Raw genomic sequence first — 24,506 nt, forward strand, 5'->3', positions numbered from 1 at the left:
AAAACAATCAGGGAGACGATCATGTCGATCGAGTTCATCGGCTTCATCAGCAACAACAATTCGTCCGAAACTGTCGTCCGCGAGGGGCCGGTCCTCAACCCCACCCACATCGAGACGGTGGCCAAGGCGCATGAGAATGCCGGCTTCGATCGTGCGCTGCTGGCGTTTCATTCGACGACGCCGGACGCGCTCCAGGTCGCCCAGCACGTGCTCAACACGACCAGCCGCCTCAACGTGCTGATCGCGCAGCGGCCCGGCTTCACCGCGCCGACACTGCTGGCGCGGCAGTTCGCAGCGCTCGACCAGTTTTCCCGCGGCCGCGTCGCGCTTCACGTCATCACCGGCGGCAACGCCACCGAGCTCCGGCAGGACGGCAACACGCTCGACGACAAGGACGAGCGCTACGCCCGCACCTCCGAGTTCCTCGATGTTCTCAAGCTGGAATGGACCAGCGACAAGCCGTTCACCTACAAGGGCAAGTACTACCAGGTCGAGAATGCCTTCTCGCAGGTGAAGCCGTATCGTCCCGAGGGCATCCGTGTCTATTTCGGCGGCGCCTCGGACGCGGCGATCGACGTCGCCGGCAAGCACGCCGACACCTTCGCGCTGTGGGGCGAATCCTATGCGCAGGTGCGCGACGTCACGTCCCGCGTTCACAATGCCGCGGTCCGGCAGGGCCGGCAGACGCCGCGCTTCAGCCTCTCGGTGCGCCCGATCATTGCGCCCACCGAAAAGCAGGCCTGGGAGAAGGCGGAAGAAATCCTGGCGCGCGCCACTGCGCTTCAGGACAAGACCGGCTATCGCAAGCCCGCCAACGGCCACGCCACCGCCGGTGCGCGGCGCCTGCTCGCGCTCGCCGACCAGGGCAGCCGGATCGACAAGCGGCTCTGGACCGAGATCGCAAAGCTCACCGGCGCCAACAGCAACACCACCGCGCTGGTCGGAACGCCCGAGCAGGTGGCCGAAGTCTTCGGCGACTATTACGACCTCGGCATCAGCCATTTCCTGATCCGCGGCTTCGATCCCCTGATCGACGCCATCGAATATGGCCGCGAGCTGATCCCGCTGACGCGCGAGCTGGTGGCCAAGCGCCGGGCCGTTCGCAGCGAGGCGGCAGAATGATCCGCCTCATGTTGGCCGGCGCGCTGCTGCTCGGTTCGTTGGAACTGGCGGCAGCGCAAACCACGCTCCGCGTCGGCGACCAGAAGGGCAATGCGCAGGCTGTGATGGAAGCGGCAGGCCAGCTCAAGGATGTCCCCTACAAGATCGAGTGGAAGGAGTTTCCGGCCGCCGCACCGCTGCTGGAGGCGCTCAGCGCCGGCGCGATCGAGACCGGCCTCGTTGGTGACGCGCCCTTCACCTTCGCTGCCGCCTCCGGCGCGCCGGTGAAGGCGATCGCCGCGATCCGGCAGACGCGCGAGGGGCTCGCCATCCTGGTGCCCGAGAATTCGCCGATCAGGAGTTTTGCCGACCTCCGCGGCAAGAAGATCGCAACCGGCCGCGGCTCGATCGGCCATCAGCTGATCCTGGCCGCGCTGGAGAAAAGCGGCTGGAGTGAGAGCGACGTGCAAATCGCGTTCCTCGCGCCCTCGGATGCCAAGATCGCCTACACGCACGGCTCCGTGGATGCGTGGTCGACCTGGGAGCCTTATGTGAGCCAGGAAGAGGTACTGTTCAAATCGCGCCGCATCATCACCTCGGAGGGCCTGACGCCGGGCCTGAGTTTTCAGGTGGCGCGGCCCGACGCTATCAGGAACAAGCGTGCCGAACTGACCGACTTCATCCGCCGCCTCACCGCCGCGCGGGCGTGGTCGCTGAACAACGTTGATAGCTATGCCGCGACCTGGGGCAGGCTGATGAACATCCCGACCGCCGTGCCGCTAAACTGGCTGTCGCGTGCAAAAATCCGCATCGCGCCAATCGACGACGGCGTGGTCGCGGACGAGCAGGGCACGATCGATTTGTACCTCCGCTGGGGCCTGATCAAGCAGAAGCTCGATGCGGCGGAGATCGTCGACCGCTCCTTTGCGGATGCGATCGCGAAGGCGGGGCTGTAGCTGCTAGGCACACTCGCGTGTCCCGGACGCGCTCTGGCGTGAAGTGCTGCACCGGCGTCATTCCGGGACGCGACGAAGTCGCGAGCCCGGAATCCATTGATCTACAAAGATTGCGGCCCGATGGATTCCGGGCTCGCCCTGCGGGCGCCCCGGAATGACGGCGGCGGGGTACGAGGGCTGACGAAGCCCTCAAGCATCCGTGAAGCGAGAAGAACGTAGCCAGAGCGACCGCCGTTCTCGACAGATTCGTTCTGCGTTCCCTCCGCTTAACAACAGCTGCATTGCTATTTGCGTCACCTCCCTTGCGGCGCGCTCTACCCCGTCAAAAATCAATCCCACGACCACATCGGGAGACCGGCCATGGGCCTGCAAGAAACAAGAATCGAATCGCTTCCCTTCGTCACCGCCGAACTCAACTATCTCGCGCCGATTCGGGGCAAGCCGCGCACCTACGCGTTCGATCCGCCGCCGGGCGAGCCGAAGAGCACGTCGCTGCCGGAGCCGCATCAGGTGCCGATCTTCGACGCGCGGCTGATCGCGAACAATATCTCGCTCGACGGCGAAGGCTTTGCGCTGGTGCGCCATCCGACCCAGGTGAAGGATTTTTACAACGACGAGGAAATACGCGCGGTCTACTATCCCGCGGTCGAGGCGTTCCTGCGTGCCACGCTGAAGGCCGATCGCGTCTTGATCTTCGACCATACCGTGCGCAAGCGCGTCGAGGGCGCCCCGGATATTCGCGATGGTGGCCCGCGTCAGCCGGCGACGCGTGTCCATGTCGACCAGACCGCCGTCTCCGGCGCCAACCGCGTGCGCGAGCATCTGCCTGACGAGGCCGACGAGCTTCTGAAGGGGCGTGTGCAGGTGATCAATCTCTGGCGGCCGATCCGCGGCCCCTTGCGCGATTCACCGCTGGCGATGGCCGACGGCACCACGGTGGCGCCTGAGGATCTCATCGCCTCCGACCTGATCTATCCCAATCGCCGCGGCGAGACCTATTCGGTGAAATACAATCCGAACCACCGTTGGTTCTATTTCCCGGAGATGACGCCGGACGAGGCGCTTCTGCTCAAGTGCTACGATTCCGCAACGGACGGCCGCACCCGCTTCGGGCCGCATACCGCCTTTGTCGATCCGACCACGCCCGCCGATGCGCCGCCACGTGAGAGCATCGAGCTGCGCACGCTGGTGTTCCACAAACAGTAACAATGTGTGATGGCACTGCCGGGGTGACCCGGCAGTGTTCCCGGAACTTAGGGGAACAAGGCGACGTTTGCAGCGCGGGGCAGGGCCAACCGGGGAGCGGTGCCGTGCGAGCGCTGACCACTTTATTGTTTTGTCTTGCCACATTTTCTCTGGCGCATGCCGAAAGCGGACTTGCCTCATATTACGGGTACGGAAAAGGCAAAGGCGCCGACCTGACCTGCGCCCACCGCACGCGCCCGTTTGGCAGCGTGCTCAGGGTGTCCTACGGCGGCCGCTCGATCCAGTGTCGCGTCAATGATCGCGGCCCGTTCATCCGCGGCCGTATCGTCGATCTCTCGGTGCCCGCCGCCCGCGCGCTCGGCATGATGAGCGCGGGCGTGGTGCGCGTCTCGGTGGAATAGGCCTCCGGGCGCGCTATAGTGCCGCCCAAAGCAGGGGGGCGCTATGGCCAGGATCAGGGTGGGACTCGTCGGCTGCGGCTTCGTGTCGGAGCTGCACATGTATGCGTTCCGGCGCGTCTATGGCGTGGACGTCGAGGTCGCGGCGGTGGCTGCGCGCGGCGACAAGGTCGTCGCGTTCGCCCAGCATCACAATATCCCGCGTGTTTATCGGAGCTTCGCCGAGCTGATCGCGGACGGCGAGCTCGATGTCATCGACATCTGCACGCCGCCGAACCTTCATGCGGAGATGATCGTCGCCAGCATGCAGGCCGGCAAGCACGTGATCTGCGAAAAGCCGTTCGCCGGCTATTTCGGCCGCGAGGGCGACACGCAGCCGATCGGCAAGCACGTGCCGAAGGCGCTGATGTATGAGCGCGTGATCGAAGAGATGGACAGGACGCGCGCCGCGATCGAGCGCACCGGGAAGCTCTTCATGTACGCCGAGGACTGGATCTACGCGCCGGCCGTGACCAAGACCGCCGAGATCATCAAGGCGACCAAGGACAAGATCCTGTTCATGAAGGGCGAGGAGAGCCATTCCGGTTCGCACGCGGCCCACGCCGCGCAATGGGCGATGACCGGCGGCGGCTCGCTTATCCGCATGGGCTGCCATCCGCTCTCCGCCGTGCTCTATCTCAAGCAGGTCGAGGCCAGGGCGCGCGGTGAAATCATCCGCGTCGCCAGCGTCACCGGCGATGTCGGCAACGTCACCGCTGGCCTGAAGCCGGAGGAGCGCACCTACATCAAGGCCAACCCCGTCGATGTCGAGGATTGGGGCACGCTGACGGCGACGTTCTCCGACGGCACCAAGGCCACCGTGTTCTCCGGCGACATGATCATGGGCGGCGTGCGCAACCTGATCGAGACCTATACGAGCGGCGGCTCGCTGTTCGCCAACATCACCCCGAACACGCATCTGATGAGCTACCAGACCTCCGAGGAGAACCTCGCAAACGTCTACATCACCGAAAAGGTCGACCGCAAAACCGGCTGGCAATATGTCTGCATCGAGGAGGAGTGGACGCGCGGCTATTTGCAGGAAATCCAGGACTTCATGGAATGCGCCGCGACCGGCCGGCAGCCGCTGTCGGACCTCGCGCTGGCGTATGAGACGATCAAGGTGAACTACGCGGGGTATTGGGCCGCGGAAGAGGGACGGCGGGTGGTGTTGTAGGGGAGATCGTTACCGCGGCGGGACCGAGCTCCCTCGCCCCGCTTGCGGGGCCGCGACGAGCTTCGCTCGCGCTGAGAGGGTTGGGGTGAGGGGGAGTCTCCGCGGGGACTGTGACAGCGGAGTTCGCGGAGACTCCCCCTCACCCGGAATCCGCGCGCATCGCGCGTATTCCGGCCTCTCCCCGCAAGCGGGGAGAGGCGAAGAACCCCCTCACGCCCCGTAAGTCGAGCCCTTCGGCAGGGGAAACACCGGGTCCTGCGTGCGGATGTTGGTCGGCCACACCACCGAGATGTGCTCGCCGGCGTTCTGCATCACGACAGGCGTCGAGCGCTCGTTCTGGCCGGAGAGCGGCGTGCCCGGCGGGAAGAACTTTACCCCATAGCCCTGGATAGTGCCGCCGGCGGGGATGTCGACGTCGAGCGCGGCCTTGCGGATCGCCTCGGGCTCGAAGCTGCCGTACTTTTCCTTGGCGACCGGCAGCACGTTGTTGAGCAGCACCCAGGTCTGGTTGAAGCCCATCGAGCAGTGCGGCGGCACGTCGGTGGCGCCGGTCTTGGCCTTGTAGCGCGTGACCATGGCGTTGGTCAGATCGCCGATACCCGGTGCGAGCTTTGCCGGATCGAGCAATTGCGCCGGCACGGGATCGATGTTGCAGAAATTGTCGATGTCGGGACCGAAGGTGGCGCGCAGCTTGTCGAGCTGGCTGTAGCCGGCGCCGGCGCCGAACAGCATCTTGAAGCGCAATCCGCTCTCGCGCGCCTGGCGCAGGAACAGGGTGATGTCGGGGTTGTAGCCGGCATGAGAGATCACGTCGGCCTTGGCGCGCTTGATCTTGGTCACCAGCACCGAGAGGTCGGGCGCGGAGGCCGAATAGCCCTCACGCAGCACCACCTGGATGCCGGCCTCCTTGGCGTAGGCCTCGTCGGCGGCGGCGACGCCAACACCGTAGGGGCCGTCCTCATGGATCAGTGCGACCTTGACCTCCTTGGGATCCATTCCGAGTTTTGCTTTCGCATGCTCGGCGAGGAAACCGGCAAAAGCCTGGCCATACTGGTCGGAATGGATCTGCGCGCGAAACACGTATTGCAGGTTCTTGTCCTTGAACACGGCGGTCGAGACCGCGGTCGTGATCCAGAGGATCTTCTTCTGCTGCTCGACCTTCGCCGCGAGTGGCACCGCATGCGAGCTCGCATAGACGCCGTTGATGATGTCGATCTTCTCCTGGCTGATCAGGCGTTCGGCCTCGTTGATCGCAACGTCGGGTTTGCTCTGGGAATCCGCAGCGACTGGAGCAATCTTGGTCTTGCCGCCGATGCCGCCTTTCTCGTTGACGAGATCGATCGCGATCTGCGCGCCGATTGACGAGGCGACCGAGCCGCCGGCGGCGAACGGGCCGGTGAGGTCGTAGATCAGGCCGATGCGCAATGTCTCGGCTTGCGCCTGGGCCCTTGTCCAATCGAGGCTGAGTGCGGCGGCGGCAGCCGCCGAGCTCTTCAGCAGCTGCCTGCGTGAAGTCGGCATCCTATCCTCCCTCAAGACCGTCTTATGATTGGTTGTTATCCTTTTGCGAAGTATGGGGAGGGCGGAAAGTCAACATCGCCCAAGGTCGATACGCGGTGCTCCGCCGCACAACGCATCTGCGAAAGACAGCAAAAAGCCCACCGCTCCCTGCGGAGCGATGGGCCCGATGCCGGTGCGAGCTGGTTACTGCGACAGCTTCACGAAGTTCGGAAACTTCAGCTTACCTTCCGCGATCTTCTCGGGCCAGACCACGACCTGCTTGGAGTCCTGCCACTGGAAGACGAGACCGGTCACGGCGCCGGGGCCGGACTTGATGCCGTGGGTGAACTCGTCGTCCTTGCCGTAGAACTGGATGCGGCCGATCGTGCCCTCGTAATCGGTCTTCTCGATCTCGGCGACCATCTTGTCGGGATCGGTCGAGCCCGCGCGCTTGATCGCCTCGGTGATGAAGTAGACCTCGTCATAGGCGGTGTAGCCGGTATAGGCCGGCGGCGAGCCGAACTTGGCCTTGAAGGCGGCCGCGAACGGCTTCGTCTTGGAGGTCACGGCGACATCCGGAGTGGCCACCGCCAGCGACGGGATGCCGTCAGCGGCGCCATTGGTGTCCTTCCAGAAGGTCGCTCAGCGCCTGCGCGCTGATGCCGAACATCGGGATCGGCACCTGCTGGTTCTTCCACTGCACCGTCGGCTGCACGCCGACATGCGAGATGCCGGTCACGATCACGTCGGGCTTCTTGCCTTCGATGTTGTTGAAGATCGGCGTGAAGTCGGTGGTGTCCGGCGAGAAGCGCACGTGCTCGACGACCTTCAGCCCGGCCTTGGGCAGGCACGCCTCGTAGCCGACGTCGAGCGGCTTGGTCCAGGCGGCGTCCTCGCTCATGATCGCGACCGTCTTGAACTTGAGCTTGTCGACGAGCAGGTCCTTGGCGGCGTCGCAGACGAGCTGGGCCTGCGCCGCCGACGTCAGGCAGCCGTGGAAGGTGTACTTGTTCTTCTCATAGTCGTTGTGAATTGCCTTGGTGATCTCGTTCGAGGCGGCGCCCGGCGTGATCAGCGGCATCTTCAGCCGCGCCGCCCAGGGCTCGAGCGCGAGCACGACCTCGCTGATATAGCTCGCGATCACGGCGGAGACCTTGTCCTCGCTCACCGCACGCTGGAACGCTCGCACGGAGTCGGCCGAGGAGCTCTTGTTGTCATAGGTCACGATCTCGATCTTGCGGCCGAGGATGCCGCCCTTGGCGTTGATCTCGTCGGCGGCGATCTGCGCGCCGCCCGGCGTCGCCGCGCCCGCGATCGACTGCACTTCGGCGATGACGCCGATCTTGATCGGATCGTTCGACTGAGCGTAGGCGGGGGCGGCGAGGCACAGCGCCAGCGCGGAGGCGAGGAAGCTGCCGCTCAGGATGGTCGATGGTCGTTTCCCTTCTATGGTTTTTGTTGATGTTGACGGACTTAAAGAAAATCAGCGCCGGCCTCGCTCGCGAAGCGGCCGGGATCGCCCTCCCAGACGATCCTGGCGTGTTCGAGCACATAGACGCGGTCGGCGTGCGGTAGCGCGAAAGTGACGTTCTGCTCGCCGAGCAGCACCGTGATCGACGTGGTCTGCCGCAGCTTCGTCAGCGCCTTGGACAATTGCTCGAGGATGACGGGGGCAAGGCCCAGCGTCGGCTCGTCCAGGATCAGGATCTGCGGCTGCATCATCAGGGCGCGGCCGATCGCGAGCATCTGCTGCTCGCCGCCGGATAGCGTCTGCGCCATCTGGCCCTGGCGCTCCTTCAGGATCGGGAACAGCTCGAACAGCCAGGCGAGCTGCGCCGCGCGCTTGTCGTCGGACAGATGCTGGCCGCCGAGATCGAGATTTTCGCGCACGCTCATCTCGCCGAACAGCTCGCGCGATTCCGGGCACTGCACGAGACCGCTGCGCGCGATCCTGGCCGGGCTGGTGCCGCGCAGCCTGTCGCCGCCGCGCACGATCTCGCCGCTATAGGGCAGGAAGCCGGAGATAGTGTTGAACAGCGTGGTCTTGCCGGCGCCGTTGAGGCCGACGACCGAGACGAACTCGCCTTCGTGGACGTGGATCGAGACGTTGTCCAGCGCCTGCGCCTTGCCGTAGAACACGCTGACATTCGCGACCTGGAGCAGCGGCACCTTGTCCTTGAAGCTGGTCTCGGGCCGCGCATGGGTCTCGATGGCGCCGCCGAGATAGACTCGTCGCACCGTCTCGTTCTTCATGACGTCCTCGGCCTTGCCGGTGACGATCTCCTCGCCGAGATACATCGCGAGCACGCGGTCGACCAGCGCTGCGACGCTCTTGACGTTGTGGTCAACCAGCATCACCGCGCGGCCGTCATCGCGGAAGCTGCGGATCAGGTCGGAGAAGATATCGACCTCGGCCCGCGTCAGCCCGGCAAAGGGCTCGTCCACCAGCACGACTTTTGGATCGCGGGCGATAGCCTTGGCGAGCTCGAGCCGGCGCAGATCAGCGAACGGCAGCGTCGGCGGGCGGCGGTTCATGACGTTGCCTAAGCCCACGCGGTCGGCGATCCACTTGGCGCGCTCGACCAGCGCCTTGTCCGGAAACAGCATGAACAGGCTGTCCGGCAGCAGCGCCACCATGATGTTCTCCAGCACGGTCTGCCGGTTCAGCGGCCGCGAGTGCTGGAACACCATGCCAAAGCCCTTGCGCGCGATCTTGTGCGCGGGGAGGCCCGCGACGTCCTCGCCCTCGAAGACCACTTCGCCTGATGTCGGGCGCTCGATGCCCATCACGCTCTTCATCGCGGTCGACTTGCCGGAGCCGTTCGGCCCGATCAGGCCAAAGATCTCGCCGCTGTTGACCTCGAAGCCGAGATTCTTCACCGCGGTCAGGCCGCCGAAGCGCTTGGTCAGACCGCGGACTTCGAGCACGGCCCGGTTTGAAAGCCTCATATCCATCACGAGCGAGCCTCGCGCGAGAGGGCCGCTCCGAGGAAGCCGCCGGGGAAGAACAGCACGACGAGAAGCGCGACCGCCGAGACGATGAAGGTCGCAAGCTCGCCGGTGGGCCTCAGGAATTCCCCGGCGACGATCAGGAAGATCGCGCCCAGCGCCGCGCCGAGCACGGTGCGCCGGCCGCCGAGCACGGCCGAGACGATCACGTTCACGCCGACCGCGACGTCGACGACGGTGCCGACCGAGGCGGTGCCGAAATAGAACACCAGGAGCGCACCCGACAGCCCGGAGAAGAAGGCGCTGACGATGAAGGCGGCGAGCTTGTGCTTGACGATGTTGAAGCCGAGCGCGCCGGCCTGCACCGGATCCTGACCGCTCGCCTGCAGCACGAGGCCGATCGGCGATTGCGACAGGCCATAGAGGATCGCGGCCGAGATGGTCATGAAGCCGAGCGCGATCCAGTAATTCGTGCCGGCATTGATGCTGATGACGTCGGGGATGGTGAGCCCGATCTCGCCGCCGGTGAGGTCGGCGAACACCACGATGAAATTTTGCAGCATCAAGACTGCGACCAGCGTGGTCAGGCCGAAATAGGGCCCGCGCACCCGCAGTGCCGGCAGCGCCAGCACCAGGCCGGCGATGACCGAGGCAAGCGCGCCGAGCACGATGCAGAGATAGACCGACCAGCCGAACTGGGCGTTGAGGATGCCGGCGGTGTAGGCGCCGACGCCGATCAGGAAGGTCGGACCGAAATTGACCTCGCCGGCGAAGCCGAACAGCAGGTCCCAGGCCATCGCGAACACGCCGAAATAGAAGGCGACGGTCAGCAGGCCCAGCACGTAGCCGGAGACATAAAGCGGCAGCGTCGCCGCGATCACGACCAGCGCCAGCGAGACGAAGAACAGGCGCGAAGTGAAGAAGGTGGACATCTCAGCGCCTCCCCAGAAGGCCCTGGGGCCGGATGTACATCACGAACACGAGCAGCAGCAGCGCCGGAATGGTGCGATAGGCCGGCGAGACCAGATAGGCCGTCAGCGTTTCGAGATAGCCGACCACGAAGGCCGCGATCAGCGAGCCCGAGACACTGCCGAGCCCGCCGAGCACGACGATTGAGAACGCGCTCGCCGTCAGAGGGCCGACGCTGTAGGAGCTGACGCCGAGGAACATGCCGAGCAGCACGCCGGCGATGCCGGCGAGGATGCCGTAGATCGCCCACACGACGATGTAGATGTTGGTGAGCTCCAGCCCGAGCAGCGTGACGCCGCGCGGGTTCATCGAGGCCGCCAGCACCGCCTTGCCGGTGCGGGTGCGGTTCACGAGCAGCCACAGCAGCGCGATGACGAGGCAGCAGACGATCGCGGTGAAGATCTCGTTCTTCGGCGTGCGCACGCCGAGGATCTCGACGACGCCTTCGACGATCGGCAGCACGGTCTTGGCGTTGTTGGTGAAGAAATAGGCGATCAGCTCCTGGATCATGATGCCCCATAGCAGCGTGCCGGTGAGGACGAAGATTTCCTTCTCCTCATTCGGAATGCGCCGGGAATCCTGGATCGGCTTCACCACGGCGAAATAGGTGGCGAAGGCCGTAAGGAGGGCGACCGCGACCCCGATCAGCGCGCCGGCATAGGTGCCGACGTTCAGGATGCTGGCGGCGGCCCAGGCGGCGACGGCTGCCGCTACCATGATGGCACCGTGGGAGAGGTTGAGCACGCCGGAGACGCCGAAGATCAGCGTGAAGCCGGTGGCACCGAGAGCGTAGAGAGCGCTGATGGCAAAGCCATCGATCAGGATCTGGAAAGCTCGCATTGATGATTGGCCGGGCAGACGAGCTGCCTCCTTTAGGGAAGGTGCTGTATGGAGCGCATGTGAACGCTTCCGAGCTCACGCCCGGAGAGCAGTCCCGATCAGCCTGTGATGGGTTTGATGAGGCTGGGAAGCCAGACGTCGGCCTTTGCAACGTCCTTCGGCGCGCCGGCCGTGGCCGTGTCGCGCGCCAATTGCAATGCAACAGAGAGTCGTTTCTTCATGTTGTTCTCTCCCTTTGAACAGGCCTCTTGTGAGCCATTGTGTCGCGACTATACCGGCCGAGACTTCCCCGGCAAGTGAAACTGCGTTCAGGATTATGAGAGAGGACTAAAGTCTAGCGCTGCGTAAATTGCAGGCAAAAGAGGCGTGAGACACTGATCCTGCCGCAGGCATGCAGATTCCGTCGGCGGGCATGCGTGAGTATCAAAGGCTGAGAGCAATCGGCGGTTGAGGAGCCGCGATGTCGGCGAGCGCTTCAGCGTGCTTGCAGCAGGGATGGATCGAGCGGTGTCAGCCGGGCGGGGTCGAATGGCGACACGTCAATCTCCCGCGTTGCGCCTTCAGCGATCAGTTCTGCCAGCGCTTCCCCCGTCGCCGGCGCATTGAGGATGCCCCAGACATTGTGCCCGGTCGCAACATAGAGGCCATCGCTCCGCGGCACCTTGCCGATCAAGGGCAAGCCGTCCTGCGTCACCGGACGGAAACAGGCCTGCTGCGCGATGATCCTTTCGGGACGGAACAGCGGCGATAGCCGCTCGGACATGGTTTGCAGCCGCGCGATCGCATCGCGATCGGGCGCCACGGCGGCGGGATCGAGCGGCAGCGGCGCGATGTCGGAAAGGGCCGTGACGTGCGTGCTGCCGTCCGCGCGCGGGAAGACCTCGATCGACACTGCGCTGCCGTTTTCCTCGCACTCCAGGAATAACGCCTCGGCTGGCACGTCGGCGGCGGTGTCGTAGACGATGCTGGGGCTGCGCTGGCCGTAGACGGCGGGCAGGCTCATCCATTGCGCCGCGAGCAGCGACCACGGCCCCATTGCGATCACGACGGCATCCGCCTCGATGAGGTCGCCATCGATCTCGACGCCCGTGGCTGTCGCTCCGTCGGTGCCGCGCGTGATGCCGGTGACGCGGCCGGGGCGATGCTCCGCGCCTTGCGCCAGCGCTGCGTTCATCACGGCCGACGTGAACTTGCGGGGATGAACGATCGCAGTCGTCTCCGCCGTGCCGATGCGCTGTGCAATGACGACGCCGTCGCTGAGCCAGCCAAGCGCGGACGGTGCATCCCGGCGCGCGTCGCCGTCGGACGCAACGAAACCGCTATAGGCGGTCATCGTCCGGTAGCCCCAATCGCCCGAGATCTCCTCCGGCAGTTGCGCGTGAAGCGCAAAGCTGCGCCGGGCCAGCGCATCGAGCGGCGTGCCGGTGCACCAGTCCCGTGCCAGGAAGCCGCCGGCCTTGCCCGACGCGGCGGCCACGACCTCGGTCCGTTCCACGACGGTCACGTCGATGCCGCGGCGGCGCAGGAAATATGCCGCGCAGGCCCCGATCACGCCGCCGCCGCAGACCACAACGCGCATGTTCTCTCCCTTGTCGATCCCGCGGCGCGCGACTTCATCAGCTGTGCCGTGTTTCAAAATGTTTCACGCGGGCGTCATACCCGGTGGATACGTTCACTGCGGCAATTTGAAGCCGCAGGTGGGGGCTTCTTCTCATTTTCGTAGATCGGGTCTGGCGCAGGACAATTCAACGTTGCTGCCTGCGGCGAGCCTTGTTCTGTCCAAAGCTGTTCTGGGGAGCGACGATGACGAGACTTCGCGAAGGGAAGTTGGAAGACGTCTACGGCAGGCTGCGCAAGATGAGTTTTCTCGTGCTTGCAGCCTGCTTTGCGATTTGTTCGATCGTCAGCGCGCATGCTGACGATGACGACCGGGGCAGGGGAGGCGAGAGCCGGGCCTATGCCATCGGGCTGTGGGGCGATTTGCCATATTCCGACCTCCAGGCGCAGGTCGGCGTGCCGAATCTGATCGCCGACATGAACGACCAGAAGCTGGCCTTCACGGTGCATGATGGCGACCTGAAAGCCGGCAGCGGCACGCCGGGATCCGTGACTCCCACGACGTGCAGTGACGCTCTGTATCAGCAGGGGCTCGGATATTTCAATGCCTTGAAATCCGCTGCGATGGTGACCCCCGGCGACAATGACTGGACCGACTGCGACCGGCCGGCGAACGGCTCGTTCAACTCGCGCGACAGGCTCGACCACGAGCGGAAGGTTTTCTTCAGCACTGACTATTCCCTTGGCCAGCGGCCGATCAAGCAGCAGGTGCAGCATGACAAGCTGTGCCTCGATCACAACAACCAGCTGACCGGGTGCGTCGAAAACCGCCGCTGGATCATGAAGGGCGTCGTCTACGCCACGCTCAACATTCAGGGATCGTGCAACAATCGTTGCGATACGTTGCCGGACGACGCCGAATGGGCCGCGCGCAACAACGCCAACATCCTCTGGATGCAGCAGACCTTCGAGATGGCGAGAACATATCGCGCCGCGGCCATCATGTTCATCTCGCAGGCGGACCCGGGCTGGGATCAGTCGGACGGAACCCGCGCGCCGTTGCGTGACCCGAAGACGCTTGCGCAAACGGACGCCAATCCGGATGGTTTCCAGGCTTTCCTGGTCGCGCTGCGCGATGAGGTGGTCGCCTTCGGCAAGCCCGTCGCCTACGTTCATGGCGACTCCCATTACTTCCGTATCGACCGGCCATTCCTCGATGCCAAGGGCCGGCGGCTCGAAAACTTCGTCCGCGTCGAGACCTTCGGCGACAATCAGGCGAACGGCAACAACGACGTGCATTGGCTGAAGGTGTTCGTGGACGACCGCAGCCGCGAGGTGTTCGCGTTCCAGCCGCAGATCGTACCCGCCAATCGGACCGCTGTGCCAGCGCCGCCGAAGCGTGGCGATGATTAGCGGGCCGTGCCGCCTCCGGTGCTGACCTCAGCTGAGGTCAGCCTGGGGTCGGTCAGATCGGGCGCCGGCGGATCGCGCCGGCGCCTAGCTCGCGTAACCCCGTTCCAGCGATTGACGCTGCCGGTGCCGGTCCAGCGCCAGATCGACGAGGCGGCTCAGCAGCTCGCCATACGGCACGCCCGACGCTTCCATCATCTTCGGATACATGCTGATCGACGTGAAGCCGGGCAGGGTGTTGATCTCGTTGAAGCAGAACTCGCCGGTTTTCCGGTCGAGGAAGAAGTCGACGCGCGCGAAGCCGCTGCATTCGAGCGCCGCGAACACCCGGGTTGCGAGTGACCGGACGCGCTCCATCTGTGCCGCGTCGAGCCTGGCCGGAAGGTCGACCCGGGCGCCATCGGGATCGAGATATTTTGCCTCGTACGAATAGAACTCGTGATGGGCGTTGGGGTTCAGCTCGCTGGCGAGACTGGCGAACAGCGTCTCGTCCTCGAGCACCGCGACCTCGATCTCGCGCGCGTCGATGCCCTGTTCGACCAGCACCTTGACGTCATAGCGAAACGCATCGTCGAGCGCCGCTTCGAGCGCATCCTGCGTCTTGACCTTGTGGATGCCGACGCTGGAGCCCATGTTGCACGGCTTGACGAAGACCGGGAGGTTCAGGCCCTCGACCGCCTTCGCAAGCGATGAGATGCGGTCCTGGACGAAGGCCTTGCGGGTGAGCACGCGATAGGGCGCGACCGGAATGCCGGCGAATTCAGCGAGCCGCTTGGCGACATCCTTGTCCATGCTGACGGCGGAGGCGAGAACGCCCGACCCCACATAGGCGACGTCGGCCAATTCCAGCAGGCCCTGCACGGTGCCGTCCTCGCAAAGCGGCCCGTGGATGACAGGAAAGACGACGTCGATCTCGATCGGGGCGGCCGCGCCTTGCGTGATCGGCATGAGGACGCCGCGTCCGTCGGGTCCCCTCGCGAGCCGCATCTCCGGCGCATCGGGCAGGATCGGCAACGCCGCCGCGTGCGCCTGATCGAGCGAACCAAGATCGTTCCATTGCCACCGGCCCGTCTTGTCGATGGAGACCGGGATCACCTCGAAGCGGGTGCGGTCGAGATGCCTGAATACCGAAGCGGCCGATTTCAGCGAGACCTCATGCTCACCGGACCTGCCGCCATAGAGAACAACGACGCGAATTTTGTCTGCCATGGCTCAATTATCACGCGCTCGATCCGGAAGTCACCCTTTGTCGCCCGATTCAAGCATCGACGGAGCGATGGAAACAATTCGGCGCCGGCGAGGCACGCCGGCGCCGTGTCGCAATTAAAGGCTTGTGCCGTTCAGCCTGGCCCCGCGCCTTGCGTCGCCGTAAACACGGCGTAGAGCGACTGGCTCGCGGCCATGAACAGGCGGTTGCGCTTGGGGCTGCCGAAGCAGATGTTGCCGCACACCTCCGGCAGGCGGATGCGGCCGAGCAGCTTGCCCTCCGGCGACCACACCGTCACGCCGCTATAGCCGACGGCGCGCCCGGCATTGCTGGAGGCCCAGACATTGCCGTTGACGTCGCAGCGCACGCCGTCCGGGCCGCACTTCACGCCGTCGATCGTGCAGTCGGAGAAGCGCTTCTGGTTGGAGAGCTTGTTGTCCGTCCCGACGTCGAACACGAAAATCTCGCCCTTGCCGCCGGGGCCGCTGTCGCCCGGTCCCTTGCCGGTCGAGACGACGTAGAGCTTCTTGAAATCGGGTGAGAAGCACAGGCCGTTCGGATCCGGCACCTGCTCCTCGGTGACGACGAGGTCGACGCGGCCTGAGGGATCGATGCGGTAGCAGTTGGTCGGCAGCTCGCGCTTGCCCGGTGTGAAGCCGGCCGGCTGTCCGATCCGCGGATTGAGCTTGCCGCCCGAATTGCTCGGGCCGCCGGCGACATCGGGCTCGCCTTCGTACAACTGGCCGCCATAGGGCGGATCGGTGAACCAGTAGCTGCCGTCGGGATGCGCGACGACATCGTTCGGCGAGTTCAGCTTCTTGCCGTTGTAGTTGTCGCAGAGCACGGTGGCGGTGCCGTCGTGCTCGTAACGCGTCACGCGTCGTGTCAGGTGCTCGCAGGAGAGCTGGCGGCCCTGGAAGTCGAATGAATTGCCGTTGGAGTTGTTGGACGGGGAGCGGAACACGCTGATGCGGCCGTCGTCCTCGCTCCAGCGCATCTGCCGGTTGTTGGGAATGTCGCTCCACAACAGATAGCGGCCTTGCGCGCTCCAGGCAGGACCTTCGGCCCATAGCACGCCGGTGTAGAGGCGCTTGATCGCCGTGTTGGGCTGCGCGAGATCGTCGAAGGACGGATCGACCGCGATGATGTCGGGGTCCCAGAAATAGGTTGTCGGCGCGCCGTTGGGGCCGAAATCGCGGGGCGGGGTCGTGATCGTCGTCGGCGGTGCGGCAGGCCCGGTCTGGGCCAGCGCGGGGCCGGCCATTGTGGCCGCGGCGCCGAGCGCCAGTCCCCGGACAAGTGTTCGTCGTGAAAGCGCAGCATCCTGGTCACGCGGCTCGTGGTCACGAGCCTCCTGGCGTGTCATCGCGTCCTCCCGGTCATGTTCGGCTGGCCGGTTGATCCGGCCGAGCGCGGCGAAGGTTAGTCTGGTCCGCGTCAGGTTGCGAGTGGCAGGTTCGCAGCCTCCGCGCGATGCCGCGAGATCGCCGCAACATCGCCGCATTGCGGGGCTGTGCGAGGTGAAAGTCGACAATTCGCCTCGCCCGCGAGCTGTTAACCGGGACCGGTTTTGAGACCTGTCAAGCCTTGACCTCGCGCGCGATGCTGGCAGAACGGTGTGCGGGGCAAATACCGGAGTTCTCTGTGTTAGCCGTTGTTGCACTGGTCATTGCGCTCGCCGTCGCATTCGCCGCCGGCTATTTCACCCGCGATCTCGCCTCCCGCAAACGTCGGGCGGAGGCGCGGCGCTGGCGGGAATACAGCGAGCCGGGCTGGCTGCGCGCCACGACGCCCGCCAACACCAACGAAGTTGCGAATTCCAACGCGGTTGCGAAGGTGGCCACCGGCGAACTCGGCCAGATGCTGGATCGCTGGGAGAGCAGGGCCCGTGCCCGCCGCGCGGGATAGCTTGACGTTGCTCCGTCGTTCGGATGGAGCGAGGCGCAATCTACTCGCCGTCAGCCAGAAGTGCGCGTCACGCGACGCGATGCCGATCAGGTCAGTCTTCCTGACCATCTTTTGGCGTTGCAGTTGCGGCCATTTCTCGTCTAGAAACAGGCGTATCGGGCCTCCCGGCAACCAACCGTCAACGGTTTTGACCGAGGATTTGAGGGCTCAAAAGGGTCTGGCAATGCTGATTCGCGGCCAAATCGATGGGATTTCGGGGGAGGTGGCTCTGGCCGCCGCCACGATCCCGGCCGCGCTGCTGCCCACCCTCCTTCTTGGCGGCCTTCTTCTTACTTGCCCCTGAGGGCCGGCTGGGCGCCACGCGCCTGGGCGCTCAGGGGTTGGTCGAGATCACCGGACACCTCAAGCGCCCAGCATTGAACGGCGCAAAAGCTCAAAAGGAAATCTAGTAATGGCCCCCGTGAACAAGTCCGACAAGGACCGCGTCATCATTTTCGACACCACGCTGCGCGACGGCGAGCAGTGCCCCGGCGCCACCATGACCTTCGAGGAGAAGCTCGAGGTCGCCGAGCTCTTGGATGATATGGGCGTCGACGTCATCGAGGCCGGCTTCCCGATCACCTCCGAGGGCGACTTCCAGGCGGTCAGCGAGATCGCCCGCCGCTCCAAGAACGCCGTCATCGCCGGCCTGTCCCGCGCCCATCCCGCCGACATCGACCGCTGCGCCGAGGCTGTGAAATTCGCAAAGCGCGGCCGCGTCCACACCGTGATCGCGACCTCGCCGCTGCACATGCGGGTGAAGCTGAACAAGACCCCGGAGCAGGTGATCGAGACCTCGGTCGCGATGGTCGCGCGTGCCCGCAACCAGATCGACGATGTCGAATGGTCGGCCGAGGACGGCACCCGCAGCGAGATGGACTATCTGTGCCGCATCGTCGAGGCCGTCATCAAGGCCGGCGCGACCACGGTGAACATCCCCGACACCGTCGGCTACACGGTGCCGGAGGAATACACCCACTTCATGAAGACGCTGATCGAGCGCGTGCCGAACTCGGACAAGGCAGTGTTCTCGGTCCATTGCCATAACGATCTCGGCATGGCCGTTGCCAATTCGCTGGCCGGGGTCGTCGGCGGTGCGCGCCAGGTCGAGTGCACTATCAACGGCATCGGCGAGCGCGCCGGCAACGCCGCGCTCGAAGAGATCGTGATGGCGATCAACGTGCGCAACGACAAATTCCCCTACTGGAACAAGATCGACACCACGCAGCTCACCCGCGCCTCGAAGGTGGTGTCGGCGGCGACCTCGTTTCCGGTGCAGTACAACAAGGCCATCGTCGGCCGGAACGCCTTCGCGCATGAGAGCGGCATCCACCAGGACGGCGTGCTGAAGGACGCCTCCACCTACGAGATCATGCGGCCGGAAATGGTCGGCCTGAAGCAGTCCTCGCTGGTGCTCGGCAAGCACTCCGGCCGCCATGCCTTCGTGCACAAACTGGAGGAGATGGGCTACAAGCTCGGTCCGAACCAGCTGGAAGATGCGTTCACGCGGATGAAGGCGCTCGCCGACCGCAAGAAGGACATCTACGACGAGGACATCGAGGCGCTGGTCGACGAGGAGATGGCGGCCTCCCACGACCGCATCAAGCTGACCTCGCTGACCGTGATCGCCGGCACCCATGGCCCGCAGCGCGCGACCATGAAGCTCGACGTCGACGGCCAGATCAAGATCGAGGAGGCCGAGGGCAATGGTCCGGTGGACGCGGTGTTCAACTGCATCAAGCGCCTCGTTCCGCACGAAGCCAAGCTCGAGCTGTACCAGGTCCACGCGGTGACCGAAGGCACCGACGCCCAGGCGGAAGTCTCGGTGCGTTTGTCGCATGACGGCCGCTCGATGACGGCGCGCGCGGCCGATCCGGATACGCTGGTGGCCTCGGCCAAGGCCTATCTCGGCGCGCTCAACAAGATCGTCATGAAGCGCCAGCGCGACACGGTGACGACCGCCGCGGCGAGCTGACAAGCGAAGCTTGTCATTCCGGGGCGCCTCGAAGAGGCGAACCCGGAATCTCGAGATTCCGGGTCTGGTCCTTCGGACCATCCCGGAATGACGCCGGTTGTGGTGGCGAATAGCTGCCCTGCTAAGGGCCAATAGCGGCTCGGTCTCCCAGCCGCTATTGATGCTCGCGGCTATTGGATAAGGCGCCCCGCGTTGGGCAGCCCAAGAGAATAACAACAGGGAGAGATCATGCGCACCTTCGCGATCGCGGCGTCCGTCGCGGCACTGGCACTTGGCTTGGCCATGCCGGCATCGGCCCAATCGCCGATCATCATCAAGTTCAGCCACGTCGTCGCCACCGATACGCCGAAGGGCAAGGCGTCGGAGAAGTTCAAGGAGCTCGCCGAGAAGTACACCGGCGGCAAGGTCAAGGTCGAGGTCTACCCGAACTCGACGCTCTACAAGGACAAGGAAGAGCTCGAGGCGCTTCAGCTCGGCAGCGTGCAGATGCTGGCGCCGTCCAACTCCAAGTTCGGCCCGCTCGGCATCCGCGAGTTCGAGGTGTTCGATCTGCCCTACATCCTTCCCGACCTGAAGACGCTGCGGAAGGTGACGGAAGGCCCGCTCGGCGCGCGGCTGCTCAAGCTCCTGGACGCCAAGGGCATCACTGGCCTTGCCTATTGGGACAACGGCTTCAAGCAGATGAGCGCCAACAAGAAGCTGATCGCGCCGGCCGATTACCAGGGCGTCAAATTCCGCATCCAGTCCTCGCGCGTGCTGCAGGCCCAGTTCAAGGCGCTTGGCTCGCTGCCGCAGGTGATGGCGTTCTCGGAAGTCTACCAGGCGCTGCAGACCGGCGTGGTCGATGGCCAGGAGAACACCTGGTCGAACATCTATACCCAGAAGATGCACGAGGTGCAGAAGTACATCACCGAGACCAACCACGGCTACATCGGCTACGTCGTGATCGTGAACAAGAAGTTCTGGGACGACCTGCCGGCCGACATTCGCGACCAGCTGTCGAAGGCGATGAAGGAAGCCACCGACTTCAACAACGCGCAGTCGCAGAAGGAGAACGACGACGCGCTCGCCGAGATCAAGAAGGGCGGCAAGAGCGAGATCATCAAGCTCACGCCGGAGCAGGACGAGGCGATGCGCAAGGCGATGGAGCCGGTCTACAAGGACGCCGCGAGCCGCGTCGGCCAGCCGCTGATCGACGAATTCCTGAAGGAATCGAAGAGCACGACGAACTGATCCAAAGGATGCATGAATGAAGGCGCTTCCGTGCCAGGCGCGGAAGCCCATTTTTTGTTGCGAATGATTTCCGGTTGCGGCTGGAGGTAAAAATCAGGCGTTACATCTTCGTAAGGACGCCCTCCCTGTCCAAGTTGTAATTTGCGTGTCAGATGCCCCGGGCCCATCCTCAGCGCATCCTTCCAGAGGAGGTTCGCATGAGGAAATTCACCATCGCAGCCATCGCCGTGCTCAGTATCGCCGGCTCGGGCGCGGTCTATGCCCAATTTCATCGCCCGTGGATGGAGCATTTCCGCCACGTCCGGATGAACCCGGAAGACCGCGCCGCCTTCGTCGACGCGCGGATCGCCGCCGTCCATGCCGGGCTGAAGCTCAACGCCGACCAGGAGAAGCTGTGGCCGCCGGTCGAGGCCGCCGTGCGCGAATTCGCCAAGCTGCGCATCGACCGCGCCAATGCGCGCATGAGTGCCGTCCCCGGCGCCGCCGACAAGCCGGAGGATCCGGTCGCCGGCCTGCGCCAGCGCGCCGAGGACATGGCGGCTTCCTCCGCGGCCCTGAAGAAGATCGCCGATGCCGCCGATCCCCTCTACAAGACCCTGGACGAGGGCCAGAAGCGGCGCCTCGCCGTGCTGACCCGTCACCGCGGCCCGTTCGGCGGCGGCGAGGACGGCCCGCCCCGCCACTTCATGGAACGCGGCATGGACCGCATGATGGAGCGCGGCATGGACCACGTCCATGGCGACCGTTTCGACCGTGACGGCGGCCCGGACCGGGATCGCGAGGGCCGGCTCTGAGCCAACCTGGACTTTCCAGGGATTAACCTTGGCGAAGCCGCTGGAATCCAGCGGCTTTTCGCTTTTTTGGGCCTGTGGAAGAACCTTGGAAAACATGCGCCACATCGCTTGCCAGACCCGGATCGCTTTGCTAAACGACCGGCCTCGCAAGGCATTCACCGCCTTTCGGGCGCATAGCTCAGTTGGTAGAGCAGCTGACTCTTAATCAGCGGGTCCCAGGTTCGAGCCCTGGTGCGCCCACCATTTAAAAATCCTTCCTCATCAATACGTTACAAGCGGCAATGCCGAGAAAATGGGTCTCGTGCGACGTTTTTTTGGTCGCACGTCGCACGCCATGCGCGAGTTGCCGATGCTCTGAATGTTCTCGGCCCGGAATCTGGCACGCGAGAACCGTCGATGGCAGGACGGATCGTAGGGGTATCGTGGCTTCCGCGCGAAACCAAAGGTCCGTGACGATCCGGACACGCCGTGGACGATCGATCTGTTGCCGGCAAGCAGTGGCGCGAAAGGGTGGACCATCCACCGCGCTTAGTTTTCCAGATCGATGCTTACGCGGCCGCTGTGGAGAGAGTCCCAGTTCGCGTCCAACCGTTCCCCAAGGAGGAGACGAACCCAGTGCCGGTTATCCACGTCGATCTGCCGGAAGCTGCGACATTAGCGCGATCCATTTGTGAGATCGCGATTTCGCAATCTCCCGCGGCGGATCGCCCAGCGTTCATGGCTATGGCGCATCACGCGATCGAGCGCTGCCGGTGAACCCAAGGTCTTCTCGGGGACGCAGGCGATGACGGCATTGCGATCCTCGACGAATTGCTCATCGACGATCCATGTCCGCAATTCTTCACCGGCGAGTCTGGCTGCGATCCGGTCGGGTGTAGGATCGATGTCGTGTGCGACCGTTACGTTCATCACGATCCGGCCGCCCGGTGCCAGACGGGCGCGGATGGCGTCGCAGGTCTCCGCGTCAAACTCCTCCGCGTATCGGAATCCCGGTCCACCGACGTCGATCGCAATGCCGTCGTAATATGCGCGGTCATCGAATACGAATTTTCGAAAGTCGGAAACGACGCAGGGCAGATCGTCCGGTAGATCGAAATACCTGTGCGCGAGCAGAAACTGATCGGGTTGATGTCGACGATGGTCAATCTCTTGCCGAGACGCCACAGCCGTGTCGCGAGATTTCCGCCGCCACAACCCAGGACGAGGATCTGTTCGGACCGAGACAGAAGTTCGTCCATGAGCTTCACATAGGTGAAGACACTTTCTCCGTCGGGCGTGGCCTGACTTTGCCTTACGCCCTCCTCGAAGTACACGCGTGTTCCATCCCATGAACACTCGACGATGTCGATCTGTCCGTTCGTTCCTTGATAACGCCCCAGCAGTTTCACGGCAGACAAAGACCTTAAGATATGGGCATTAGAACGCATGCTTTAAACATCTCTTATCATGTAATTTGCTAAGAACCAATCACTTCGGGTGCCGTTGATAGTATTTCCCGTATTCTTCGATAGAAATTCGACACAGGTTTCTGGCCGCAATCCGGTTCAAGCCCGCGAGAACTGGCGGTGATATATTTTGTATCTAGATTGATGCTTGAAGCGGTAATTTAGATGGTGTAAATATATTCGATGAGAAATTTGCCGAAGGCCGCCATTTCATGATCACGGCCAATCAACTCAGGGCCGCCCGCGCGCTCCTGAATATAGACCAGCGGCAGACGGCCGAACTCGCCGGTCTCTCAGTCCCCACCATTCAGCGCATGGAAGCAAGTGACGGAGTTATCCGTGGGAATGTCGATTCTCTGATGAAATTGGTTTCTGCCCTGGAGAATGCCGGGATCGAATTGATCAATCCGGGGGTTACGAGTTCGGCCGGTGGTCGAGGCGTCCGTCTCAGGGAGCACGTCGCGAAGCCGAAAATGAAGAACATGAAGCAGTCCAAGCCCTCTACGCCGCGGAGTTTGGAACGGGTGCGATGACCCCTCGAGCCATTCGAATGACGGGTTTCTCGATCGAGGATGATGAAAACGCTGAAGACAAGCGTACTTGCAAGCGGTTTCTCACGCCTTGAGGCGCCTAGTAGCACTGCACATTGATTATGACCGGTTGGTCTTGGGGGCAGAGTAGCTCTGGCAGCAACTTTGGATCAACGAGGATCTCGATGCTGCGAGAGGTCCTTGGCGGCCTTCTGACGAGGCAAGCGCGCTGCAGCGTCAGCACCATCTGGTGAACCGACGGCGTGCTGACGCGGAAATATTCCTGCATGTCGGTTTCGGCCGGGGGCCCGCGATGCAGCCGGCTATAGAGGGATAAAGGCCAGATCCTGCCCCTGCTTGGGCGTGAAGGTTTTTGCCGCAGGACTCACGCCGGCCATCCGATTCAGTTGTTCGTGTGTGCCTCGAACGAGGAGGCACGCCATGAATGTACGCTATCGGGTCGAACTCAGGCGAATCGAGCGTACCGAACTCAGGGCGCTGCTCGGCGGCGGCAAGCATGCGTCCCGCAAGCTCAAGCACGCACGGATTTTGCTGGCCGCCGATGGCCGAGCCAGCGATGAGGCCGACGGCGTTGGATCGCGACTAGACGCGGTGGAAACGTCATCCCGATACTGTGCGAAAAGGATCGGCGTCATCGCAAGGACTATCCCGGTCTGAACGCGCCCTGCGATCACGCCGGCTTGGAATAGCCGAAGGCGCCGCCACAGCCTCAAATGGAATTGGTGTTCTTGGCCGCCTGATCGAGTAGGGCGAGAAGTCCTCGCAAGATCGTGGTGGGCGGCGGAGGACAGCCGGGAATATGAAGATCGACGGGAACCACCTGCGAGACCCCTCCTACCACCGCATAGCTGCCGGCAAAGCAGCCGCCATCCCGGGCGCAATCTCCGACGGCGACGACCCATTTCGGATCGGGGGTCGCATGATAGGTGCGCTCCAACGCGTCGCGCATGTTCTTCGTCACCGGTCCGGTCACCATCAACACATCGGCGTGACGCGGCGACGCAACGAACCGGAGACCGAAGCGCTCGACGTCGTAATAGGCATTGTTCAACGCGTGGATTTCAAGTTCGCATCCGTTGCAAGATCCTGCATCGACCTCGCGTATCGAGAGGCTTCGGCCGAGGCGCCGTCGTGCCGCGCGACCGACGGCAGTTGCGAGCTCGGTCACCGCGGCATCGTCCGGTGACGGTGCTTGCTCGGTGAACGGCCGGCGAAACAGGCTCTCAAAAAGCAGCTTGCGCATCTGGTGCCG

Annotated in this window: 21 protein-coding genes, 1 tRNA gene and 2 pseudogenes; 13 read left to right on the plus strand and 11 right to left on the minus strand. The window is 63.9% G+C overall.

Translation table 11 applies throughout. The features are described 5' to 3' along the window. The first annotated feature begins 21 nt into the window (after nucleotides 1-21). From ACFLEY_RS11670 to ACFLEY_RS11690, 5 genes are all read left to right on the plus strand, one after another. Nucleotides 22-1,122 (plus strand): LLM class flavin-dependent oxidoreductase, encoded by a 1,101-nt coding sequence (locus tag ACFLEY_RS11670; protein WP_060908530.1) that lies wholly within the window; start codon nucleotides 22-24, stop codon nucleotides 1,120-1,122. Beyond that, the gene (locus tag ACFLEY_RS11675; protein ID WP_060908529.1) at nucleotides 1,119-2,057 is read left to right on the plus strand and encodes an ABC transporter substrate-binding protein; all 939 of its coding nucleotides are present in this window, start codon (nucleotides 1,119-1,121) and stop codon (nucleotides 2,055-2,057) included. The genes ACFLEY_RS11670 and ACFLEY_RS11675 overlap by 4 nt, the downstream gene beginning before the upstream one ends. A 360-nt stretch (nucleotides 2,058-2,417) precedes the next feature. Next, nucleotides 2,418-3,263 (plus strand): CmcJ/NvfI family oxidoreductase, encoded by an 846-nt coding sequence (locus ACFLEY_RS11680; protein WP_211433579.1) that lies wholly within the window; start codon nucleotides 2,418-2,420, stop codon nucleotides 3,261-3,263. A gap of 104 nt (nucleotides 3,264-3,367) precedes the next feature. Continuing rightward, the gene (locus tag ACFLEY_RS11685) at nucleotides 3,368-3,664 is read left to right on the plus strand and encodes a septal ring lytic transglycosylase RlpA family protein (RefSeq protein WP_060908527.1); all 297 of its coding nucleotides are present in this window, start codon (nucleotides 3,368-3,370) and stop codon (nucleotides 3,662-3,664) included. A 43-nt stretch (nucleotides 3,665-3,707) separates the two neighbouring features. After that, nucleotides 3,708-4,877: a Gfo/Idh/MocA family protein gene (locus tag ACFLEY_RS11690; RefSeq protein ID WP_060908526.1), complete on the plus strand. Its 1,170-nt coding sequence runs from the start codon at nucleotides 3,708-3,710 to the stop codon at nucleotides 4,875-4,877. Between the two features lie 210 nt (nucleotides 4,878-5,087). Here ACFLEY_RS11690 and ACFLEY_RS11695 read toward each other — a convergent pair whose 3' ends face one another. The 7 genes and pseudogenes from ACFLEY_RS11695 to ACFLEY_RS11725 all read right to left on the minus strand — a co-directional run bounded on the left by ACFLEY_RS11695 (nucleotide 5,088) and on the right by ACFLEY_RS11725 (nucleotide 12,714). Then, entirely contained in the window at nucleotides 5,088-6,398 is a 1,311-nt protein-coding gene (locus ACFLEY_RS11695) for an ABC transporter substrate-binding protein (protein WP_028176130.1), read from the minus strand. 183 nt (nucleotides 6,399-6,581) lie between these two features. Continuing rightward, a pseudogene (locus ACFLEY_RS11700) lies at nucleotides 6,582-7,800 on the minus strand (ABC transporter substrate-binding protein). 50 nt (nucleotides 7,801-7,850) lie between these two features. Continuing rightward, on the minus strand, nucleotides 7,851-9,332 hold the full coding sequence (locus ACFLEY_RS11705) for an ATP-binding cassette domain-containing protein (RefSeq protein WP_060908525.1): 1,482 nt from the start codon (nucleotides 9,330-9,332) through the stop codon (nucleotides 7,851-7,853). Beyond that, complete coding sequence (locus ACFLEY_RS11710) at nucleotides 9,332-10,258, minus strand: branched-chain amino acid ABC transporter permease (RefSeq protein ID WP_011089184.1); 927 nt, start codon at nucleotides 10,256-10,258, stop codon at nucleotides 9,332-9,334. Before ACFLEY_RS11710 ends, ACFLEY_RS11705 begins: the two co-directional genes overlap by 1 nt. A gap of 1 nt (nucleotide 10,259) precedes the next feature. Then, nucleotides 10,260-11,135 (minus strand): branched-chain amino acid ABC transporter permease, encoded by an 876-nt coding sequence (locus ACFLEY_RS11715; RefSeq protein ID WP_110117013.1) that lies wholly within the window; start codon nucleotides 11,133-11,135, stop codon nucleotides 10,260-10,262. Between the two features lie 98 nt (nucleotides 11,136-11,233). Beyond that, the gene (locus ACFLEY_RS11720; protein WP_256380425.1) at nucleotides 11,234-11,356 is read right to left on the minus strand and encodes a hypothetical protein; all 123 of its coding nucleotides are present in this window, start codon (nucleotides 11,354-11,356) and stop codon (nucleotides 11,234-11,236) included. A gap of 254 nt (nucleotides 11,357-11,610) precedes the next feature. Further along, the gene (locus tag ACFLEY_RS11725) at nucleotides 11,611-12,714 is read right to left on the minus strand and encodes an FAD-binding oxidoreductase (RefSeq protein ID WP_060912659.1); all 1,104 of its coding nucleotides are present in this window, start codon (nucleotides 12,712-12,714) and stop codon (nucleotides 11,611-11,613) included. A gap of 224 nt (nucleotides 12,715-12,938) precedes the next feature. On the opposite strand from ACFLEY_RS11725, the gene ACFLEY_RS11730 reads away from it, so the two are divergent. Beyond that, nucleotides 12,939-14,105 (plus strand): hypothetical protein, encoded by a 1,167-nt coding sequence (locus ACFLEY_RS11730; protein ID WP_060912658.1) that lies wholly within the window; start codon nucleotides 12,939-12,941, stop codon nucleotides 14,103-14,105. Nucleotides 14,106-14,189: 84 nt separating this feature from the next. On the opposite strand, the gene ACFLEY_RS11735 is transcribed toward ACFLEY_RS11730, so the two are convergent. After that, nucleotides 14,190-15,311, minus strand: coding sequence for a D-alanine--D-alanine ligase family protein (locus ACFLEY_RS11735; RefSeq protein ID WP_060908524.1), 1,122 nt, complete (start codon nucleotides 15,309-15,311; stop codon nucleotides 14,190-14,192). 131 nt (nucleotides 15,312-15,442) lie between these two features. Further along, complete coding sequence (locus tag ACFLEY_RS11740; RefSeq protein ID WP_060912657.1) at nucleotides 15,443-16,675, minus strand: SMP-30/gluconolactonase/LRE family protein; 1,233 nt, start codon at nucleotides 16,673-16,675, stop codon at nucleotides 15,443-15,445. 278 nt (nucleotides 16,676-16,953) lie between these two features. On the opposite strand from ACFLEY_RS11740, the gene ACFLEY_RS11745 reads away from it, so the two are divergent. The 5 genes from ACFLEY_RS11745 to ACFLEY_RS11765 all read left to right on the plus strand — a co-directional run bounded on the left by ACFLEY_RS11745 (nucleotide 16,954) and on the right by ACFLEY_RS11765 (nucleotide 21,501). Further along, the gene (locus ACFLEY_RS11745; protein WP_028176124.1) at nucleotides 16,954-17,217 is read left to right on the plus strand and encodes a hypothetical protein; all 264 of its coding nucleotides are present in this window, start codon (nucleotides 16,954-16,956) and stop codon (nucleotides 17,215-17,217) included. Nucleotides 17,218-17,668: 451 nt separating this feature from the next. Beyond that, nucleotides 17,669-19,231: a 2-isopropylmalate synthase gene (locus ACFLEY_RS11750; protein ID WP_011089175.1), complete on the plus strand. Its 1,563-nt coding sequence runs from the start codon at nucleotides 17,669-17,671 to the stop codon at nucleotides 19,229-19,231. 228 nt (nucleotides 19,232-19,459) lie between these two features. Then, the gene (locus ACFLEY_RS11755) at nucleotides 19,460-20,464 is read left to right on the plus strand and encodes a TRAP transporter substrate-binding protein (protein WP_060908523.1); all 1,005 of its coding nucleotides are present in this window, start codon (nucleotides 19,460-19,462) and stop codon (nucleotides 20,462-20,464) included. Between the two features lie 197 nt (nucleotides 20,465-20,661). After that, nucleotides 20,662-21,258 (plus strand): Spy/CpxP family protein refolding chaperone, encoded by a 597-nt coding sequence (locus tag ACFLEY_RS11760; RefSeq protein WP_060908522.1) that lies wholly within the window; start codon nucleotides 20,662-20,664, stop codon nucleotides 21,256-21,258. A gap of 167 nt (nucleotides 21,259-21,425) precedes the next feature. Further along, a tRNA-Lys gene (locus tag ACFLEY_RS11765) sits at nucleotides 21,426-21,501 on the plus strand. Nucleotides 21,502-21,912: 411 nt separating this feature from the next. Here ACFLEY_RS11765 and ACFLEY_RS11770 read toward each other — a convergent pair. Continuing rightward, entirely contained in the window at nucleotides 21,913-22,422 is a 510-nt protein-coding gene (locus tag ACFLEY_RS11770; protein ID WP_396604641.1) for a hypothetical protein, read from the minus strand. A gap of 493 nt (nucleotides 22,423-22,915) precedes the next feature. Here ACFLEY_RS11770 and ACFLEY_RS11775 point away from each other — a divergent pair, with 493 nt between their 5' ends. Then, nucleotides 22,916-23,236, plus strand: a complete 321-nt coding sequence (locus tag ACFLEY_RS11775) for a helix-turn-helix domain-containing protein (RefSeq protein WP_011089086.1) — start codon at nucleotides 22,916-22,918, stop codon at nucleotides 23,234-23,236. 438 nt (nucleotides 23,237-23,674) lie between these two features. Further along, nucleotides 23,675-23,878 (plus strand): annotated as a pseudogene (locus ACFLEY_RS11780) (IS630 family transposase); the annotation flags it as partial. Between the two features lie 85 nt (nucleotides 23,879-23,963). Here the strand turns inward: ACFLEY_RS11780 and ACFLEY_RS11785 are convergent. Then, nucleotides 23,964-24,497, minus strand: a complete 534-nt coding sequence (locus ACFLEY_RS11785) for an NADH-quinone oxidoreductase subunit B family protein (protein WP_060908519.1) — start codon at nucleotides 24,495-24,497, stop codon at nucleotides 23,964-23,966. Nucleotides 24,498-24,506: the final 9 nt, after the last annotated feature.

The organism is Bradyrhizobium sp. YCK136 (assembly GCF_044570075.1).
Lineage (GTDB): Bacteria > Pseudomonadota > Alphaproteobacteria > Rhizobiales > Xanthobacteraceae > Bradyrhizobium > Bradyrhizobium diazoefficiens.

Coding starts and splice junctions, on each gene's coding strand:
- ACFLEY_RS11670 (WP_060908530.1), top strand. CDS start 22: ATGTCGATCGAGTTCATCGGCTTCATCAGCAACAACAATTCGTCCGAA.
- ACFLEY_RS11675 (WP_060908529.1), top strand. CDS start 1,119: ATGATCCGCCTCATGTTGGCCGGCGCGCTGCTGCTCGGTTCGTTGGAA.
- ACFLEY_RS11680 (WP_211433579.1), top strand. CDS start 2,418: ATGGGCCTGCAAGAAACAAGAATCGAATCGCTTCCCTTCGTCACCGCC.
- ACFLEY_RS11690 (WP_060908526.1), top strand. CDS start 3,708: ATGGCCAGGATCAGGGTGGGACTCGTCGGCTGCGGCTTCGTGTCGGAG.
- ACFLEY_RS11695 (WP_028176130.1), bottom strand. CDS start 6,398: ATGCCGACTTCACGCAGGCAGCTGCTGAAGAGCTCGGCGGCTGCCGCC.
- ACFLEY_RS11705 (WP_060908525.1), bottom strand. CDS start 9,332: ATGGATATGAGGCTTTCAAACCGGGCCGTGCTCGAAGTCCGCGGTCTG.
- ACFLEY_RS11710 (WP_011089184.1), bottom strand. CDS start 10,258: ATGTCCACCTTCTTCACTTCGCGCCTGTTCTTCGTCTCGCTGGCGCTG.
- ACFLEY_RS11715 (WP_110117013.1), bottom strand. CDS start 11,135: ATGCGAGCTTTCCAGATCCTGATCGATGGCTTTGCCATCAGCGCTCTC.
- ACFLEY_RS11720 (WP_256380425.1), bottom strand. CDS start 11,356: ATGAAGAAACGACTCTCTGTTGCATTGCAATTGGCGCGCGACACGGCC.
- ACFLEY_RS11725 (WP_060912659.1), bottom strand. CDS start 12,714: ATGCGCGTTGTGGTCTGCGGCGGCGGCGTGATCGGGGCCTGCGCGGCA.
- ACFLEY_RS11730 (WP_060912658.1), top strand. CDS start 12,939: ATGACGAGACTTCGCGAAGGGAAGTTGGAAGACGTCTACGGCAGGCTG.
- ACFLEY_RS11735 (WP_060908524.1), bottom strand. CDS start 15,311: ATGGCAGACAAAATTCGCGTCGTTGTTCTCTATGGCGGCAGGTCCGGT.
- ACFLEY_RS11740 (WP_060912657.1), bottom strand. CDS start 16,675: ATGACACGCCAGGAGGCTCGTGACCACGAGCCGCGTGACCAGGATGCT.
- ACFLEY_RS11750 (WP_011089175.1), top strand. CDS start 17,669: ATGGCCCCCGTGAACAAGTCCGACAAGGACCGCGTCATCATTTTCGAC.
- ACFLEY_RS11755 (WP_060908523.1), top strand. CDS start 19,460: ATGCGCACCTTCGCGATCGCGGCGTCCGTCGCGGCACTGGCACTTGGC.
- ACFLEY_RS11760 (WP_060908522.1), top strand. CDS start 20,662: ATGAGGAAATTCACCATCGCAGCCATCGCCGTGCTCAGTATCGCCGGC.
- ACFLEY_RS11775 (WP_011089086.1), top strand. CDS start 22,916: ATGATCACGGCCAATCAACTCAGGGCCGCCCGCGCGCTCCTGAATATA.
- ACFLEY_RS11785 (WP_060908519.1), bottom strand. CDS start 24,497: ATGCGCAAGCTGCTTTTTGAGAGCCTGTTTCGCCGGCCGTTCACCGAG.